This is a genomic window from Breznakibacter xylanolyticus, from assembly GCF_003254275.1.
Lineage (GTDB): Bacteria > Bacteroidota > Bacteroidia > Bacteroidales > Marinilabiliaceae > Breznakibacter > Breznakibacter xylanolyticus.
Map to the genome: position 1 here is coordinate 1 of NZ_QKZK01000050.1, position 19,014 is coordinate 19,014.

General features: G+C 44.4%; 13 protein-coding genes and 1 pseudogene. 12 read left to right on the forward strand and 2 right to left on the reverse strand.

All coding sequences use genetic code 11. The features are described from left to right. The 5 genes from LX69_RS17880 to lgt all read left to right on the forward strand — a co-directional run. The coding region (locus LX69_RS17880; RefSeq protein WP_170124441.1) for a hypothetical protein at positions 1-261 on the forward strand (261 nt) is incomplete at its 5' end. A gap of 219 nt (positions 262-480) precedes the next feature. After that, the gene (locus LX69_RS16375; protein ID WP_170124442.1) at positions 481-1,158 is read left to right on the forward strand and encodes a rhomboid family intramembrane serine protease; all 678 of its coding nucleotides are present in this window, start codon (positions 481-483) and stop codon (positions 1,156-1,158) included. Positions 1,159-2,195: 1,037 nt separating this feature from the next. Beyond that, complete coding sequence (locus LX69_RS16380) at positions 2,196-2,618, forward strand: hypothetical protein (RefSeq protein ID WP_111447116.1); 423 nt, start codon at positions 2,196-2,198, stop codon at positions 2,616-2,618. 417 nt (positions 2,619-3,035) lie between these two features. Beyond that, entirely contained in the window at positions 3,036-6,377 is a 3,342-nt protein-coding gene (gene secA, locus LX69_RS16385; protein ID WP_111447117.1) for a preprotein translocase subunit SecA, read from the forward strand. A gap of 62 nt (positions 6,378-6,439) precedes the next feature. Continuing rightward, on the forward strand, positions 6,440-7,255 hold the full coding sequence (gene lgt / locus LX69_RS16390) for a prolipoprotein diacylglyceryl transferase (RefSeq protein ID WP_111447118.1): 816 nt from the start codon (positions 6,440-6,442) through the stop codon (positions 7,253-7,255). A 1,138-nt stretch (positions 7,256-8,393) separates the two neighbouring features. Here lgt and LX69_RS16395 read toward each other — a convergent pair. Both LX69_RS16395 and LX69_RS16400 read right to left on the reverse strand, forming a co-directional pair. Beyond that, positions 8,394-9,290 carry an alpha/beta hydrolase gene (locus tag LX69_RS16395; protein ID WP_111447119.1) on the reverse strand — a complete coding sequence of 299 codons (897 nt, stop codon included), beginning with the start codon at positions 9,288-9,290 and terminating at the stop codon, positions 8,394-8,396. A 202-nt stretch (positions 9,291-9,492) separates the two neighbouring features. Continuing rightward, the gene (locus LX69_RS16400) at positions 9,493-11,832 is read right to left on the reverse strand and encodes a glycoside hydrolase family 3 N-terminal domain-containing protein (protein ID WP_111447120.1); all 2,340 of its coding nucleotides are present in this window, start codon (positions 11,830-11,832) and stop codon (positions 9,493-9,495) included. 192 nt (positions 11,833-12,024) lie between these two features. Here LX69_RS16400 and LX69_RS16405 point away from each other — a divergent pair, with 192 nt between their 5' ends. From LX69_RS16405 to LX69_RS16435, 7 genes and pseudogenes are all read left to right on the forward strand, one after another. Then, entirely contained in the window at positions 12,025-12,603 is a 579-nt protein-coding gene (locus tag LX69_RS16405) for a Crp/Fnr family transcriptional regulator (protein ID WP_111447121.1), read from the forward strand. Positions 12,604-12,905: 302 nt separating this feature from the next. Beyond that, positions 12,906-14,450 carry a transporter substrate-binding domain-containing protein gene (locus tag LX69_RS16410; protein ID WP_170124443.1) on the forward strand — a complete coding sequence of 515 codons (1,545 nt, stop codon included), beginning with the start codon at positions 12,906-12,908 and terminating at the stop codon, positions 14,448-14,450. Positions 14,451-14,861: 411 nt separating this feature from the next. Then, positions 14,862-15,008, forward strand: coding sequence for a HAMP domain-containing protein (locus LX69_RS16415; RefSeq protein WP_262509769.1), 147 nt, complete (start codon positions 14,862-14,864; stop codon positions 15,006-15,008). A gap of 126 nt (positions 15,009-15,134) precedes the next feature. Further along, positions 15,135-15,460 (forward strand): annotated as a pseudogene (locus LX69_RS16420) (hypothetical protein). Continuing rightward, the gene (locus tag LX69_RS16425) at positions 15,461-16,255 is read left to right on the forward strand and encodes a methyl-accepting chemotaxis protein (protein ID WP_111447125.1); all 795 of its coding nucleotides are present in this window, start codon (positions 15,461-15,463) and stop codon (positions 16,253-16,255) included. A gap of 469 nt (positions 16,256-16,724) precedes the next feature. After that, positions 16,725-17,270 (forward strand): hypothetical protein, encoded by a 546-nt coding sequence (locus LX69_RS16430; RefSeq protein WP_111447126.1) that lies wholly within the window; start codon positions 16,725-16,727, stop codon positions 17,268-17,270. Between the two features lie 172 nt (positions 17,271-17,442). After that, the gene (locus LX69_RS16435; RefSeq protein WP_111447127.1) at positions 17,443-18,633 is read left to right on the forward strand and encodes a hypothetical protein; all 1,191 of its coding nucleotides are present in this window, start codon (positions 17,443-17,445) and stop codon (positions 18,631-18,633) included. Positions 18,634-19,014 lie beyond the last annotated feature (381 nt).

Genomic DNA, 19,014 nt, shown 5'->3' on the forward strand with positions numbered 1-19,014 from the left:
TTTAGTGATATTTCAGTGGTGTCACCTGAAATTAAGGCCATATGCAAAGCTGCTGAACAAGAACTGAAAAAAATTACAGGTATTCAATATTTCAGTCTTGACCATGTTTATGATACTGGTACGCTTTCCGAAGATAAAAGTACAGGTAATTTAACATTGGAATTTTCGTATGATGTTGATGAAGAAGATAGCTTTAGCGTGACATATCTATTTAAACAACAAGGCATTAATAGTCCCTTATTTAAGGTAATCAAAGACTAATTTTACAATGAATATCCATTGAGTGTGTATTGATAGTAATATACATATTCTTTCATGTAATATCAACTAACTCTAAATGGGCAATTCCAAAGATGGTTTTTAAACTCTTTTTTCTTGAGATTATTTGTGTCATTAATCTTAATGTAGCGGATAAAATATCCAACCCTAAATTGGCATTGTTATGGAGGGGGTACGAGGATGTTCATAAATGACAATGAGATGGAGCGAAACATAATGCGTCGTCCGGTTGAGGAGCGGCGTTTATTTTACAGTCTTTTGGTGCCATTTAGTATGGTGCTGCTGATGTTTGTGGTGATGCTGGTGAGCGAACTGGAGGGGATGCAGATGATTGAATGGGGCATCCGTCCACGTGTGATTGAGCATTTGTGGGGAGTCGTCACCTCACCGTTTGTTCATGGGAGTTGGTCGCATCTGGGGTCGAATGTTCCGTCGTTTATGGTGTTGATGGTTTCGTTGTTATATTTCTATCGAGAGATTGGTTATCGTGTGTTTTGGTTGATTTATGTATTATCGGGTTTGTTTGTTTGGTTCCTCGGGCGCGATTCGTGGCATGTTGGGATGAGCGGTGTGATATATGGGATGGCGGCATTTCTCTTTTTTAGCGGGATTATGCGAGGGGTCGTGTCGTTGATGGCCATTTCGTTGATGGTGACATTTTTGTATGGGGGTATGGTTTGGGGTGTGTTACCATTGACGGAACGCTTGCCCTATTCGTGGGAGGCACATTTGGGGGGCACGCTGGCGGGGATGGCATTGTCGGTGGTATATCGGGGGAAAGGGCCACAGGCGCCGGTGAAAGTTTGGGATGAAGATGCGGATGATGAGGTTCCGGAGGGGGAGCGGTACTGGGAGGAGGGGAAGAGTGGAGGAGTTTAGGGGGGGCGTGGGACTGGATTGGAAATCCAGCCTTGCAAGATGGGGTGAGTCGATGGCTTTTGTTGTGGGGCAGGGCGGGGATTGTTTTTTTTGTCCACGAATTACACGAATTCTTTGCTGATATGGGTGGATCAGGGGATTTAGGGGATTTGTGGGTGCAGGTGTGATGGTGTTGGGTGGTTTTTTTAACCGCGAATTAGGCGAATTACAAGAATTTTGGTTCTATTCTGATTATTGTGGGTAATCTAAGTATGTATTTACTCAAACCTATATTTCGTGCCCTCGAGCCGGGCGGGCTCTTACTTTTTATTCGGAAAGGGTTTGTTTTCATTTGCCCTCATGATTAAGCGTCGCTGTGCTCCGCTGAATTGGCTACAGCTCCAAAAAGTAAGCAAAAAAGGCCGCCGCTAACGTAAAATGGCTAAAAATCATAGGCCTTCGCTAAAATCTGCGAACTCGCAAGCTCAAACAGCGCATCTTTTTTAACGCTCATGTCTATGATTTTCTTAGCGCCATTTTCATCTGAATATTATTTGTTTTTAATTGGTCAGATGGAACTCGCCAGTAATCATGACCCTGTGTATCGAATCGATAGACAGGGCTCGTTTCCGAAGGCGGCTTAGTTACCTTGTTTGATTTTGTGCTACCATATTTTGTTTACCCACAGTATTCGACATAGAGCCAGAATTTTTTTTGCAAGCGATTCGGTCAAATGACAAGAATGACACGGGGTTTGGGATTTTGCCGTGGGTAAAAGATCGGGAGCAAGCAACCAGTTGGTTAGTTCTTGTTTATCCCTGATGGGGGGAAGACAAAACGCTAAGCGCCATCGTTCGATCTGACTTTCTTGCCTAACTGCAGGAGAATTTTGAAAAACCTCTTCAGTTTTTCACTTTGTAAATTTTTGTGATGCACATAGCGCTTTTTACTGGGTGAGTGCATGATTCAATACATTATCGCATCCAATAATAAGGAAGGGGGATGGTTAATTGAAAAGATTTTAACATCTTTAGGGCACCAAAAAAAGGGTGAACAGGATGAAGTGTGGATTTGAGTCATCAGGATTGAAGACGTTGGGGATGGGGGTGATGCTGGGGGTGACCTCGTGCGTAACCACGTTGCCGATGACGATGTCAGAGGGTCAGGTTCAAGCTGTTCGAATCTGGATGGACATGGGTCACAAACCCTGTCATGTGGAAGCTCCCCGGTTTTATCGCATCGATGAACGATGGTTTCATTTTTTTTCATTTTTGAGGGATTCCGGCAAAGGTGATCATAAATTGGTTCATTCGTCACCTTTAAAGATATTGAGTCTGCATGGAGATGGATATTCGGTTCAGGGAATAGGGTTACCAACCGTCCCGGTTATGGAATTGTCGAATGTTCGGGATTCAGAAAAGCCTAATTATAGGTCCGTTTATGATTGTACGGCACCGATTCGGGCGGGGCCTTTGGGATAGAGGGTGAGTCCACAATGTGTAGTAAAACACAGGATTATGGAGCGTGCGGAGTCGGAAGTCATGCAGAGTAAGAATAAACGCTGAGGCGCTAATCGACGCAGTCGCTTGGCTATGCCAAGAAAGGCGCTGAGTTATTTTGTTATGCCATGCATTTAAATAACAAAGCAGATCACTCATCTTAAAATCATTTTATTCAGTGTAACCAAATAAGTACTGACACTGAGTTGCGGAGAGATAAGATGATAAACCATGAGGAGAAGAAACCTCTGTGCAACAAAACATAGGATGTTATATCGCAGGCGCAAATGTGCTGAAATATTTCTGATGATGGTTTGAAATAGAAGAAGATCCGATTCTGTATTAAAAAAGAGATAGCTCGGAAGAGTTATTGTATTAGTTATTTATAATAATAAGTATATGTCATTGATATCAGGTGTGTTGTCGGCCATCTTCGGCAACAAGTATGAGAAAGATATAAAAGAGATTAAGCCGATCATCGAAAAGATCAAGCAAATATATCCTCAAATAGAGGCATTGGATCATGATGGTTTACGAGCGCGTACGGAGAAACTCAAGCAGAACATTCGGCAGACGATAGTCGCTGACGAGCAGCGGGTGTCAGAGCTCAAGGGACAGGTAGAGAGTGACTCGGTGGCCATCAGCGATCGAGAAAAAATTTATGCCGAGATTGACAAGCTGGAAAAGGAGATGACCGAGAAGCTGGAGGCGGCCTTGAATGACGCACTACCGGAGGCATTTGCCATTGTAAAGGATACCGCGCGTCGTTTATCGGCCAACAAAGAAATAGAGGTGACGGCCACCGAAGCGGATCGGGAATTGGCAGCGAGCAAGGATTTTGTGCGTATTGAGGGCAACAAGGCCATCTATGCCAATTCGTGGATAGCCGGCGGAAGCACTGTGACCTGGAACATGGTTCACTACGATGTTCAGCTCATTGGGGGTACGGTGTTGCATCAAGGTAAGATTTCGGAGATGGCTACCGGTGAAGGTAAGACGTTGGTGGCCACGTTGCCTGTGTTTCTGAACGCATTGGGCGGTCGGGGGGTTCATGTGGTGACGGTGAACGACTACCTCAGTAAGCGAGACTCGGAGTGGATGGGTCCCTTATTTCAGTTTCATGGCCTGACGGTGGATTGTATTGACAAGCATCGGCCCAATTCGGCTGAGCGTCGCCAGGCATATCGTGCCGATATCACCTACGGAACGAATAATGAATTTGGTTTCGATTACCTGCGCGATAACATGGCGGTGTCGCCCGACGATTTGGTACAGCGCAAGCATAACTTTGCTATTGTGGATGAGGTTGACTCGGTGTTGATTGACGATGCGCGAACGCCGTTGATCATTTCGGGTCCGGTTCCCCGCGGAGATGATCAGTTGTTTAATGAGTTGCGTCCCAAGGTGATGAAGCTGGCTGAGGCGCAAAAGAATTTGGTCAACAAGATTTTGTCGGATGCCAAGACCAAGCTCAAGAGCGACGATTCGAAAGTACAGGAAGAGGGAGCCGTTGATTTGTTGCGAGCCTATAAGGGATTGCCTAAAAATAAGGCACTCATTAAGTTTTTGAGTGAGCAGGGAGTGAAAGCTCGCATGCTCAAAACCGAGAACTTTTACATGCAGGACAACAATAAGCAGATGCACATTGTGACCGATCCGCTTTATTTTGTGATTAACGAGCAGCACAACACCATTGAGTTGACCGATAAAGGGATCGACCTGATTACCGATTCGAGTGAAGACCCTCATTTTTTTGTGTTGCCCGATGTGGGCAGCGAGCTGGCTGCGCTGGAGCGGATGCATTTGATGGAAGAGGAGCGAGTTGCCAAGAAGGATCAGATCATGCAAAACTTCTCCATCAAATCGGAGCGCGTTCACACCATCAACCAGTTGCTCAAGGCCTACACCCTTTTTGAGAAAGATGTGGAGTATGTGGTGATTGATAATAAGGTGAAGATTGTGGATGAGCAGACCGGCCGTATCATGGAAGGACGTCGATATTCCGACGGTTTGCATCAGGCCATCGAGGCCAAGGAGAACGTGAAGGTGGAAGCAGCCACGCAGACTTATGCGACCATCACGTTGCAGAATTATTTCCGGATGTACAATAAGCTGGCGGGTATGACCGGAACGGCCGAGACCGAAGCGGGCGAATTGTGGAACATCTACAAGCTGGATGTGGTGGTGATTCCCACAAACCGTCCGATCACTCGTAAAGATCATAATGACTTGGTTTATAAGACGAAGCGCGAAAAATATAATGCAGTCATTGACGAGACGGTGGCCATGGTGAACGCCGGACGCCCGGTATTGGTGGGTACCACGTCGGTGGAGGTGTCGGAGTTGCTGAGCCGGATGTTGAAATTGCGGGGCATACAGCACAATGTTCTTAACGCGAAGTTGCACCAGCGTGAGGCCGATATCGTAGCCGAGGCGGGTCGCAAAGGGGTGGTGACCATTGCCACCAACATGGCCGGTCGAGGAACCGACATAAAGCTCACTGACGAGGTGAAAGCGGCAGGCGGTTTGGCCATCATTGGTACCGAGCGTCACGAGTCGCGTCGGGTGGATCGTCAGTTGCGTGGTCGTGCCGGACGTCAGGGGGATCCGGGATCCTCCAAATTCTTTGTGTCGTTAGAAGACGATTTGATGCGTTTGTTTGGCTCCGATCGTATTGTGAAGCTGATGGATCGCATGGGCTTGAAGGATGGAGAAGAGATACAGCACTCGATGATCACCAAGTCCATTGAGCGGGCACAAAAGAAAGTGGAAGAAAACAACTTTGGCATTCGTAAGCGATTGCTGGAGTATGATGATGTGATGAATTCGCAGCGCGAGGTCATTTATAAGAAACGACGTCATGCATTGTTTGGCGAGCGCATTCAGGTGGACATTAGCAATATGATGTTTGACACCTGCGAAGGGTTGTTGAATGAGCATCACCAGAACGGAGATTATGAAGGATTGACGCTTGACTTGATAAAAGTGTTCAGCAGTGAGGCGCCCTTTGAAGAGCAGACTTTTTTGAAAGGGAAACCCGAGGAGTTGACGCAACAATTGTACAAGAAGGTTTGGGAGACCTATCAGCGCAAATGCGCCAACATTGGCGCTCAGGCCATGCCGGTGATTGCCGACGTGTACGAAAACAAGGGACATCAATACGAGAACATTGTGGTGCCGATTGCCGATGGTCAGCGAGTGTTCCAGATTGTGGTGAACCTGAAGAAGGCCTATGAGAGCAGGGGCGTGGAGTTGATGAGAGCCTTTGAGAAGGTGGTGATTTTGGTGACCATCGATGAGGCGTGGAAAGAGCACTTGCGAGAGTTGGACGATTTGCGTCAGGCGGTACAGAATGCCACTTACGAGCAGAAGGATCCGTTGTTGATTTATAAGTTTGAGTCGTTCAACCTGTTTAAGGGTATGATTGATCGCAATAATAAAGCGGTTGTATCGACTTTGGTAAAGGGTCACATCCCCATTCAGCAGGGGAGTGAGGTGAAGGAGGCACGCCCGTCGCGTCCGGCACCGGAGATGAGTCGATTGAACGTACATAAAGATGAGTTTCCCGGTCAGATGCCGCCTCGTATGCCACAGCCCGGCATGCCAGGTCAGCCGCCCATGCCGCCGCAGCAACAGGCAGTGACACAGCCTATCAAAGTTGATAAGCGAGTGGGACGCAACGACCCATGTCCTTGTGGGAGTGGGAAGAAGTTTAAACAGTGTCACGGGAAGGATTTGTGATGATTAATAGTTTGAATTGCCGTTGGCTAAAGCCAATGGCGATTCAAAAAAAATAAAGAAGGATGAGTAATTTATTCAATGTGATTCATTGGGACGTCAGCCCTGAGATGTTTCATTTGGGCGGTTTGTCGGTTCGCTATTATGGATTGTTGTTTGCTGCCGGATTTTTGGGTGGCTATTACATCTTGGAGCGATTTTTTCGACGCGAGAACATCGCACAGGCGTGGCTTGATAAGCTGTTTATTTATGTGATGGTGGCCACGGTATTAGGAGCACGGCTTGGGCATGTGTTTTTTTACTCGTGGGATTATTATTCACAACATCCCGGGGAGATTTTACAGATATGGAAGGGCGGCTTGGCCAGCCATGGAGGAGCCATCGGGATATTGATCGGGATATGGCTGTTTTCGCGCAACGTGACTAAGAAATCGCCTGTTTGGACGTTGGATCGTTTGGTGGTTCCGGTAGCCTTGGCGGGCGCTCTGATTCGTTTGGGGAACCTGATGAACTCCGAGATCGTGGGGCGCGTGACAGATGTATCGTGGGCGTTTCAGTTTGTGCGAGCCGATGTTGAGAATCCGTTGTTGCCCCGTCACCCATCGCAGATATACGAAGCATTGTGTTACCTGTTGGTGTTTGCATTGCTGATGTATTTGTATTGGCGGACAGATGCACGCAACAAACAGGGGATGCTGTTTGGGGTGTTTCTCATCGGGGTGTTTTCGGCACGTTTTTTCATTGAGTTTTTGAAGGAGAATCAGGAAGCCTTCGAAGCAGACATGGCCGTAAACATGGGGCAGTTGCTCAGTGTGCCGTTTGTGGCGGCCGGGATTTATTTTCTGGTGCGGTCGTTACGGGTGCCGGAAGTTCGGGCGTGAGTGTTGCTTCTGATAGATATGAAACGATTCCTTAGGGGGTCGTTTTTTTTTGTATATGTGAGTGGAGGAGTGGAGGGGTGGAGAGTGGAGGGGTGGAGAGTGGAGGAGTGGCAATAGTTTCTGGTTTTTGGGGTTTAATCCTTTCAGGTTGATAAAAACCTGAAAGGATGGATGGCAAACGATGCGCACCACGGTGTGTTAAATGACGGTTCCCGCCATGCCATGTTTCTGATCTGCGGATGGTGGCAGTCTGTTTTCTGGTTCTTTGGGGTTTAATCCTATCAGGTTGAAGACAACCTGATGGGATGGAGGGTCGAATCATAAAGCCTCAACGGGGCGAAATCGCCAACTGCCTAATTTAATAATACTTGCCCTTTTGGTTAAGTGCTGCGTTCAACCACGCATTCGCCCCTTTGGGGTTTGTTCTTTACCTCTCTTTCTACTATATAACTCTTTTGAGTTATCTGCATTTTTATTTGAACACAGGTTTAATCGTATCTCAAACGCACAACACAACTTCAGAAAACTCTGTGACTTTGTGCCTCTGTGTTCATTGAAAACTCTGGGGCTACGCCCCGGGCTGGATGATAATGCCCCGTTGGGGCTATGCGGCCAAATCTTAATGTCGTCGACTTGCCTGTTATTGTTCATGAGCCTATTTCAATATTTAGTTCACATCAACTACGATCAAATATCGTCAGCAGAGTATTTCAGCAGACCTATAATAAATATCGTACTTTCAAATAAAAAGGCGACAATGAAATAAATCATTGCCGCCATTATGTTACTCGTACATTGTTATCCAATGTCGTTTAGTTCATGTTAATCGAATAAAAGACAAGAAGATTTTTAGATGTCAGACAGACAGAAAAGACTTACGAGATGTTTAGAATAGGTCTATAAATCTTGTTTCATCTCATCATCTGTCTTATCGTCTTACGTCTTCTTCTCTTAATTGAATGGCATTATGTTGTTAATTACTAATGCTTTTAGTTGCTTCTACTATATAACTCTTTTGAGTTATCTGCTTTGTTATTTAAACGCATGGCGAAACAAAATAACTCAGCGTCTTCGCGCCTTTGCGTTTATTCTGACTCAGGTGAGATAATCAACGATTGTTTCCACTTTTATGATTGGATTAAAAGCCGGGCAATTTTGAAGGTGCCACCATATTTTTCTCCCTGGTGTACATTTCAAGTTTTAAACCCTGAATCACAAACTTTGTAACAAAAGTCTGAATTTCAGCCGTGTTGTAACCCGTAAATGGTTTGTATGAAATCACATGATCGGCGCCCTCTTCAATGTAAAGCCAATTGGGAACCTCCATCTGGTGCAGTTGGTTCAGGATGTATTCGGGGCCAAATATCGAAAGCTTATTCACATTACGCTTAGATAAAGGGACCGTCATGTCGCCTGAGCCATGGAAAAACATCATCGGACAAGGTTTCGTGTTCCACTTCAAGTCAGTCTCCTCCGAAATGATGGCACCCGCATAAGCAATATATCCTGCCGGCATGAAAGCCGCAGGGAGTTTCTTTGAGTATTTTCCCTGATTGCAAATGTCATAAATTGCATGAAGTGTGGTTACGCCACCAGCACTAGACCCCGATAACATTACCTTTTTTGTATCAACAGCCCACTCATTGGCGTGATCCAGTACAAAGGCAATGGCATCGGTCAAATCCTGTAATGCCACATCAATGGCATAGCTCATGGTGTCGGGCATGTTTCCAATCACGTTGGAATAGCCATAACGGGTCAGGGCTTTGCGATAATCGATGGAGATCACCTGTACACCGATATCGGTCAAATACCTGAAGTCGCCCCCCCGATCACCAAAAGCCCAGCCTCCGCCAAACATGTAAATCATGGTGGGTCGGTTTTTGGGTGCAGCAACAGCAGGGTCGTAGATGCGATCGAGGCAAAGGGTGTCTTTGCCTTTGATGGCAAACCGATGGGTTTCTTTTACAATTTGTGAAAATGCTGATGATCCAGACATCAACACAACAAGTAACATGAAGATTTTTAGTTTCATTTTTTTAAAATTTATAGTTAATTATCGGACGTATTTGGTAATGGACTTCAACCAGATGTCAAAAAGTTGTTTTAACGTGTTTGTTGTTATTTTGCGAACGCATGTTTGAGTGATAAACCACGAATCAGAAATATTGAAGACGCGATAACAATGGGTTTATCAATCGTTTGTTGGTTTGAATTGTAAGCCTTTGTTGACTTTTTTAAAAAGCTTTGTTTACCTTCTCCATCCACTCGGTATTGCTGATTTCGAAGGGAAGTTCAACCTTCATGTCAACCGATGAAGCCCCTATTTGAGCCTTGTATTTTCCGGCATCGGTAATCCATGCTTGTTCCAGCGTGTTAAATGATGCAAGGTCGGCTTTTGTGTACTTAAGGGTGATGGTTTCACTCTCTCCCGGTTTCAGTACTGCTGTTTTTGCAAAGGCTTTAAGTTCCTTTACCGGTTTATCAGCGTATTTGCTTTCGGGCGCAGCAACGTAAAGTTGTACAACTTCCTTACCGGGATATTTCCCCGTGTTTTTAATGGTGACAGTTGCCGAATACCCGCCGTTGTTTTCGATCAGGGTTGCATTGCTGTATTCAAATGAAGTGTATGAGAGGCCATATCCGAATGGATACGAAACAGGGATGTTGAATTTTTCGAAATAGCGATATCCCACATAAATTCCTTCGGCATAAACAGTGTAGTCAATGTTTCTTTTTTCATTCTTTACCATTCCTGTTGAAGTGATCATGCTCATATCAAATTGATTATCACTTATTACTTTCGGGAAATTCTCTGATGACCAGGCATCAGCGTATGTCATTGGATATGTATCGGTGAGTTTCCCTGATGGATTTGTCTTTCCATAAAGGGCATCGGCAACCGCATTCCCAGCTTCTTGCCCTGCTTGTCCGGCTAAAAGAATTGCATCTGGCTTTGATTTCCAGCTTGCTGTTTCGATCACACCGCCAATATTCAAAATCACAATCACCTTCTTTCCCTTTTTCTGGAAGGCGTCACAAACCACGTTAATAAGTTTCTGTTCGTTTTCTGAGAGGTTAAAATCACTGTCAACCTTACGATCGAAGAATTCACCTGAGCTTCGGCCTATGGTAATCAGAGCAATGTCATTCACTTTTACTGCATGATCGAGCAGCTCTGTCGAAGGCACAATTTCTTCGATGGGTTTTTTGGGCATGAATTGGGCAAACGGGCTTTCGTCTTTGGGCAATTTTGCCAATTCTTCAAGCCTGTAATTGGCATAAGTGGATGAAATGGTTTTGTCAATGCGATAACCTGCATTTTTTAATCCGTCGGTTAACGAAATGGTGTATGCCTTGTTAACATCGCCCGAACCTGTTCCACCTGCAATAAAATCATAGGATGTGATTCCAAAAGCTGCAATGTTTTTGGTTTTAACGGTTAATGGTAGGGTCGCATTGTCATTTTTGAGCAGTACCATTCCTTCGGCTGCCGATTTTCGGGCAACATCGGCATGAGCCTTCAAATCGGGTTTGTTGGAGTATGAATATTTATTAAAACGAGGTGATCGAACCACCAATTCCAAAATCCTGGCGATACTAATATTGGCATCTGCCATCGATAATTGGCCATTTTTCAATGCCGTCACAAGCTCCTCGTATTGATATGCTTGCCCTGGTTGTAATAAATCGTTGCCTGCTTCAATTTGTGCAACGGTGTGTTTGCCTCCAAGCCAGTCGGACATCACGACTCCTTTAAAACCCCATTCCTGACGCAGTATGTCCGTTAATAATGTTTTGTTTTCAGATGTGTAAATTCCATTGATGTAGTTATATGAACTCATCACGGTCCACGGTTGAGCTTCTTTGACGGCGATTTCAAAACCTTTCAGGTATATTTCACGCATGGCTCTGGGTGCAACTCTGGCATCATTGTTCATTCGATTGGTTTCCTGGTTGTTGGCTGCAAAATGTTTGATGGATGTGCCAACGCCATTCGATTGGATTCCCTTCACCATTGCTGCGGCAATCTTCCCCGTTACAACCGGATCTTCGGAGTAATACTCAAAGTTTCTGCCACACAGAGGGTTTCGATGAATGTTCATTGCTGGAGCAAGAAGCACATCCACACCATATTCAAGCACTTCGTTTCCCATGGCTTTTCCCGTGTTTTCTACAAGTTCAGTATTCCAGGTCGATGCAAGCAATGAACCCACAGGAAATCCGGTGCAGTAATAAGTATTAGGATCATGATCTCTTAATGGAGCAATGCGCAACCCGGCAGGGCCGTCAGCAAGGACAATGCTTGGGATTCCCAAACGTGGAATCGGATATGTTGTTCCTGCTGATCCCGGAACCAATATTTGTGTTTGGCCAACGGCTGAACTGTTGCTATTCATTCCCGCCATTCCTGTTCCAATGAGCAAGTGTGCCTTCTCTTCAATTGTCATTGCATTGATAACGCTCTCCATTGGATGTTTACCCAGCTGAGGTGTTTCTTGTGCAAACATCAACTGAGCAGTCAGCAGACCAATCAAGCAAGAAATTGTCCCTGGTTTTAAGATTTTAGTTCTCATAACGCATTTGTTTTGAGTTAATACTGATTTGAGATATGATCTGATCTGTCATTCTCATGAATTTGATAATGTCAAAATTATGGAAGTGAAAACAGACATGCATTGATCTATATCAGAAAACCAAGTTTATCCAAATAAAGACATTGTATTAATGATACCTTTGTTTATTGTCTGGTTAATCTGATCATCGATATGAATGAATTTGAACTGATCGCTCGGAAAATCACAAGTAAGTATGTGTGCCTGAATGACGCTGAAATAAGTGCTTATGCTTTGTTATTGAAGAAAATTGAACTGAAGAAAGGTGAGATATTAGTTCATCAGGGTGAAATTGCAAAGGGGAGTTATTGGGTGGAGTCCGGATTGTTGAGGCAGTACTATTATAAAGCCGGGCGTGATGTAACCGAACACTTTGCCAGCGAGGACAATGGCATGATGTGTATCCGAAGTCTGTTTAACAACGAACCTTCAGAACTTAGTATTGAGGCGCTTGAAAAAAGCACCGTTTATCTGACTCCTTACAAACAACTTATCAGCTTGTCGGAACAATATGCCGGTATAAATTTATATATCCGAAAAATGTTGGAGTTTGTTTTAATTGTATCACAAATTAAAGCCGATTCATGGCGATTCGAGACAGCCCGAGAGAGATACAATCGATTTGTCAGGGAGTTTCCTGAAGTAGCAAAGCGAGCATCCATTAATCATATCGCATCGTACCTTTTAATGACGCCGGAATCATTAAGTCGGGTGAGATCAGGTACTTTATAACCATCGATCAATTATCGCTGGCTCGGATTTGTAGTCATTGATACATTAACAGTTACAGCATCAGTTATCTGTGTTGTAAATATTCAAGCGCGCCACTTTACGATCGAAACATTCAAATTTAACGTGAATTCAATCAAAGTATCTGGTTGTTAGGATATAATGATTTCAATCATTCATTGACGGTTTCTTAGGGAAGAAAACGGGAGCAATTTTTGAGTTTAAAGTGCAGGAAATGAATCGTCGGGATTTTAAAACAGGCCAATACAGCAAAGTCGCTTTTTAAGGTATTAATCATGAAGTGGATGAAAACAAAAATCATTGGGATGCTCATTGCTTTAATGTTTTGTTGCGGATGTGTGTCTGAAGCAAAATATGATTTGACTCCAGAGGAAAACGCCTGGCTTCAACAACATCCCACCATCAAAATCGGGGTCAGTACGGATTGGTCGCCCTATGAATTCATTGATTCAACACAACGCTATACCGGAATCATTGGTGATTTTTTTAAAGAGAACTGTCAATTGTTGGGGATAAAATTTCAGATCGATACCCTCTCAACATCCTGGGATACAACCTTAACGTTGATAGCGCAAAAACAGATCGATGTTTTGCCGGGCGTGGTTTATTTGCCCGAACGTGACCGATATTTATTGTTTACGCAAAGTTATTTGGAGGCCACTTTTGTGATTGTGACCGTTGGTGATCGGCATGGGTCAGAACGAGTGACAACTCTTAACGGGAAGACGGTTGCTTGTCAGCAGGGGTGGGCAACAGGGAATTATGTGCAGGAACTTTTCCCCCAAGCTCGGTTAACACAAAAAATGAATGTTGATGAGATTGTGGCTGATTTATTGATTGGAAAGGCAGATGTGGCTGTAATTGACATCAATACATTCAAATATCTGCGAGAGCAACGACACATGGAACTGCTAAGCATCTGTTCCGACATTACCTTTCAAATCAAGGTTGCAACAGGGATTCGCAACGACTGGCCCGAACTGGTGTCGATACTCAATAAAGTGTATCGTCAAAACAGCCAAACAATGCTGAATGAGATCAAAGGTCGGTGGATGCCGGATATCAGTTATCAACATGAGCGCTACCGAAAAAAGATGTTCATTGCCGGATGCATCGTCATGGTGCTGATCATTGCTTCACTGATCGTGATTTTCAGGCTCAGCATTGTCAATTCCATCAAATCAAAGCTCATCGCCAGGCAGCGGGATGAAAGCATTTCGCAGGGCAATAAATACATGTTGCTCGAAAACATCTTTGCCTCGTCGTTTAAAACATCCATTCATGCAGAACTCATATTAAAGAATGGCCATATCATTGCGTTCAATCAAAAAGCGTTAGAAACATTCGGGGTGTCGGAAACGGAGATATTGGGCAAACAAATGCTCGACTTTTCACCCGAATACCAACCCGACGGGGCAAAATCGACAGACCAATTCGAACGGTTGTGGGGGAACATTGCTGAAAATGAACAATTGACCTTTGACTGGATGTGCATGACATACAGCCAGTCCGCTACATTTTCGGCAGAGGTGCATTTAACCCGGTTTGTTTATGATGGAAAAACATACAATACCATTGTGATAAAAGATGTGACGCAGGAACGAGAAGTGCAGAGAGAATTGATGGGTTATCGCCAGCATCTCGAAAAAATGGTGGCTGACAAAACCAATGAGCTCGAGAATGCCAACAAACATCTTCAATCATTAAATACCGAATTGGATACCGCCAATGAAGAGCTGGCCACATCCAATGCCGAATTGTTGCAGATAAAAGAACGACTGGAGCAAGCCAATGAAGCCCTGTCGCTTGAGGTTGACAAGCATTTCTGAGTAGTTACCCTATTTTGGAAGCCGATAAAGAGGAAGAGCTACTACTGAAGCTTTGACCAATGAACTTATAGGATCGTATAAAAAACATCTCCTGGACTATACCGCAGGATTAGAATCTGATAAAGAGGAATAAATATTGTTAGATAGCGCCAATCATTATTTTCAGAAGTATTAAACGTTGCATTATAAAATTATGGAACTCTCCAATCATGACAATTTTAAAGGAGCCTAAAACAAATGTCCGGCGAAGACCGTCAAGTATTTCAGTCAGGGAGTCAGGTGCACAAAACACTGGGGGAAGTGAATGAAAGCATTGTTTAAACGCAGAATGAAGTGGCCGACATGCATATAACAGATCGGTTGTCTTTATTTGAGCCATCATCATTATCGGGGCTTTAGCAAGTGTTATGATTGCCAATTATAATCTCCAAAAAAATATTAACAGGCATTAATGATATGGAAAAAGCTGTCGGCCAAATTGCAGTAGGTGATTTGAATTTTGATTTAGAGGTGAATCGTAAGGATGAAGAGGGTCAATTGGCTACTGCGTTTTTGTAAATCAAAGATGCCCTCAACGAATTAATCACGAATACAAATTTTGCTGTTCATGGTCGGTTAGGTGCGAGGGCAGATGCCTTCAAACACAAAGGCGATTTCCGGAAAGTAGTTGAAGGCTTTAACAGCATTCTTGATTCAGTCAATGGGCCGTTGAATGTGTCGCTGGATATGTTGAACGGATTTCAAAAGGTGATATGCCTTCGATCATAACCGATCATTGCAATGGTGATTTTAACGCAATTAAATCGAATTTAAACAACCTGATCACCGCCATCAACACGATTATCGAAAAAGCCAGACTTGTCGCCAATGGTGATTTAACGGTAACACTCACCAAGCGTTCGGAGAATGATGACTTAATGGAAGCGTTGAATGACATGGTGGCACAACTCAACACAATTGTGTTGCAAATTATGGAGACGGCTCAAAATGTCTCTACCGGAAGTGGTTAGTTGAGCAACACAGCCCTTCAAATCGCACAGGGAGCCAGTGAACAAGCCTCATCTGCCGAAGAAGTGTCATCGTCGGTGGAGGAGATGCAGTCGACCATTCAGCAAAACTCTGAAAATGCCATCCAAACCGAGCGGACGGCCAACACGGCAGCCAAAGGGATTATTGATGTGAGTGATGCTGCGCAACAAAGTTTAAATGCGATCCGCCTGATTGCTGATAAAATCAAAATTATCAACGCCATAGCCGAGAAAACCGACATTTTGGCCATCAATGCAGCCATTGAGGCGGCGCGGGCAGGTGAGCACGGCAAAGGTTTTGCGGTGGTTGCCTCAGAAGTGAGAAAATTGGCTGAGACAAGCCAAAATGCAGCGATCGAGATTAATGAGTTGTCGACAACCAGTTTAAAGCAGACTGAAGGAGGGGGACGATTGATGGTGAATATCATCCCGGATATTCAAAAAACAGCCTCGTTGGTACAAGAAATTGCCGTGACAAGTGGCGAACAACGTGTGGGCGCTCTTCAAATTACTCAGGCAATTGAGCAGTTGTCGCAAGTGACCCAGCAAAACTCGGCCGCAGCCGAGGAGATGAGTGCCACCTCAGAGGAATTGGCCAGTCAGGCCGAATCGTTGCACAAAGCCATTGCTTTTTTCAAAACGACCAACAATAAGAACACGAATGTACCGCAGGCGCAGCGCAAAACCTTTATAAATAATGACGTGAAACCTAAAAAAGAAACTGTCAAGATCAAAATTGATGCCGATGACAGTGGAAAGGATTACGAAATGTATTGATATGCAGTGATATTTGCATTAAAGGGGGCTTAAATGATTAGGCTCCCTTTTTTTATGTGTGATGGAGTTTTCAATGAACACAGAGGCACAAAGTCACAGATTTTTATGAAGTTGTGTTGTGCTTTTGAGATACGATTAAACCTGTGTTCAAATAAAAATGCAGATAACTCAAAAGAGTTATATAGTAGTGCATCGGAGAAAAATAATTCGCTGTTTTAAGAGGGATTATTGACTGTGTTTTGTTGATTTCTGATGGGGCAAGGACAATATTTAGTAAGGGAAGCTGTTTAAAGTTGTGAATGAATGGATTGTTGAGCAAGGAATGTTGATGAAACGCTTGATTTTGATTGATAATTATTCTTGTTTAAAATTAATTTGGTATGTTTGTTTTTGTATAGATGAAATATTTAATTCATTATTGTTGTTGAATAAAGAGAAAGAAGTCAGATAACCTGAAAAAGATTGACCCATGAATCATTTTAAACCCTTGAATCGTTATCGAAAGCTGGATGCATGCGAGATGTATCTAGAGCTGTTGTTTATTTTTTCGTTGTTTTGTGCGCTCACATATTTTGTGCCGTTGTTTATCGCCTTGCGAACGAGTGCGAGTAGTTATTTTAGTTTTCTGTTAGATTTTTTGGATACGAACAAGATGGCGCATTATTACCCATATATTGGAGGTGTTGCGATGCTTGTGACGGTGGTGTATGCGTGGATTCAAGGGCGTGACCGGCGTGTGGTCGAGATTGTGAATGGCGAGGATGAGATGGAGATTCGTTCATTGAATCGTTTTACGGGGCGTGTGCACGAGCGACGTGTGTTAAAGATGGGTTTGCGAGCCAAGCGGAGCCGTATTGGGTCGTTTGTGAGTGCTGAGATCAAAATTTATGATGGCAAGCGTTATGTGGCATCGTTTTGTCCGTTTGCCAGTCCCTGGAATCGTCAGAAGGATCGGGTGACCATTATGCGGATGAATGAGTTGTTGGAGCCGTATTTGGGGGAGATGAGGGGGTGAGAGAGGAAGAGTGGAGGAGTTGAGAGTGGAGGAGTGGAGAGTGGAGGAGTTGGGGAGTGGAGGAGTTGAGAGTGGGAGATTGTTGATTTGACACAACGGGGGGGGCATTGGAGGTGTTTGTCAGTGATTTTTTTTGTTAATCGAGTGTTTTTTTGAAGTTGAGGATTGTTTCATGAATGCGTCGTCGCGACAATATTTAGAAGAGATATGCCGTTCGGGTGAGGAGGTTTATGATGCCGAGAAACATGTGGGATGGCAACCAGAGCGGATGTTGTTTGATGATGGAACGCCGGTTGATCAAATGATGATGCGCCTGGAGCTGTCGGATGGTCGTGTGGTTTATGTGTGCACCGACGATGATGGCGTTTATTATCTTCCACCATTGCCGGTGACTGTAACGAAGGGGACAATGGTAACCACCGACATGCATCCATCATCTATGACGCAACAGGAGGAGTCGTCATTGCAGGATTCGGGCGGTATTGGCTATCATTTGTTTACGTTTTTGATTATTGGGGCGATGTTGTTTGTTTTTTTTGGTTTAAATCCGATGATTCAATATTGCCGTCGCGTGAATGATCCGCTGGATCCCTTTTACCACAAGAATGATGAATATGTTGATGCTTATAATAAATCGCTGGTTGAGGTTAAAAAGTATCAAACGGCGATGAAGGATCGGGTGAAGGGGGTATGGGTTTATACCAATGACACGAGCTCCTTGACGATACGCATGGCTGCAAATTTCAGGCTTGGGACAATGGATGCAATGATGCTTCCCCCTGCTGTTGAGTTGTCGCAGCAAGCCGATGCGATTGAGGCGTATTTGGGAGATATTCGTCGGGAAGGATTTTTCGTGAGCCTGAAGACTGGGAGTGGCAATTATCATCAAATGCAGCTGAGCGAAGAGTATGCTCGTGATGAAAAGGGAGCGCAATACCGGTTGAGTTATTTTCGACACTTGTCGGAACAAGAGATAAACGCGATGCGGAAGGCTAATGAAAAGCAAAGTAAGTCCGAGCGAGCCATGGCGTTGCTTGATGCACAACGGCGGGGTGATCCTCATCCCGATTCGGTGAGGACAGCATCGCGTTCGGTGTTTGTGTATGAAAAGGAATTGGAAGCAGGATCGTTGGCCGAAGGTGAGTGGCTTCGGAGTTTGTTTATGCCAAAGTTGGATTTAAGGGATTCCGGTATGTTGTTTTATTTTTCGCCATATCGCCAGGGGCTGACACGTGAGGCGTTTGAGTTAAAAGTGAAGGATTTTCAGAAGATGTTTTTGACGGGGCAGGAGAAGCATTATTCGAGGGCGAGGATTCAATTTTTGCCGTTTGAAGGAGGGGATGATGTGTATGTGGTGGATTGATGGTAAGTGGTTTTTTTAACTGCGAATTGTGCGAATTGTTTGCTGGTGGAAGGTGAGTGTGTGGTGGGCTTTCCTTCGGAAAGTGTTTTTTTAACCGCGAATTGTGCGAATTAAGCGAATTATTGCTGGCGGAAGGTGGGGGTGTGGTGGGCTTTCCTTCGGAAAGTGTTGTTTTGACTGCGAATTGTGCGAATTAAGCGAATTGTTTGCTGGTGGAAAGTGAGTGTGTGGTGGGCTTTCCTTCGGAAAGTGTTTTTTTTAACCGCGAATTGTGCGAATTGTGCGAATTGTGCGAATTATTGCTGGTGGAAAGTGAGTGTGTGGTGGGCTTTCCTTCGGAAAGTGTTTTTTTAACCGCGAATTGTGCGAATTAAGCGAATT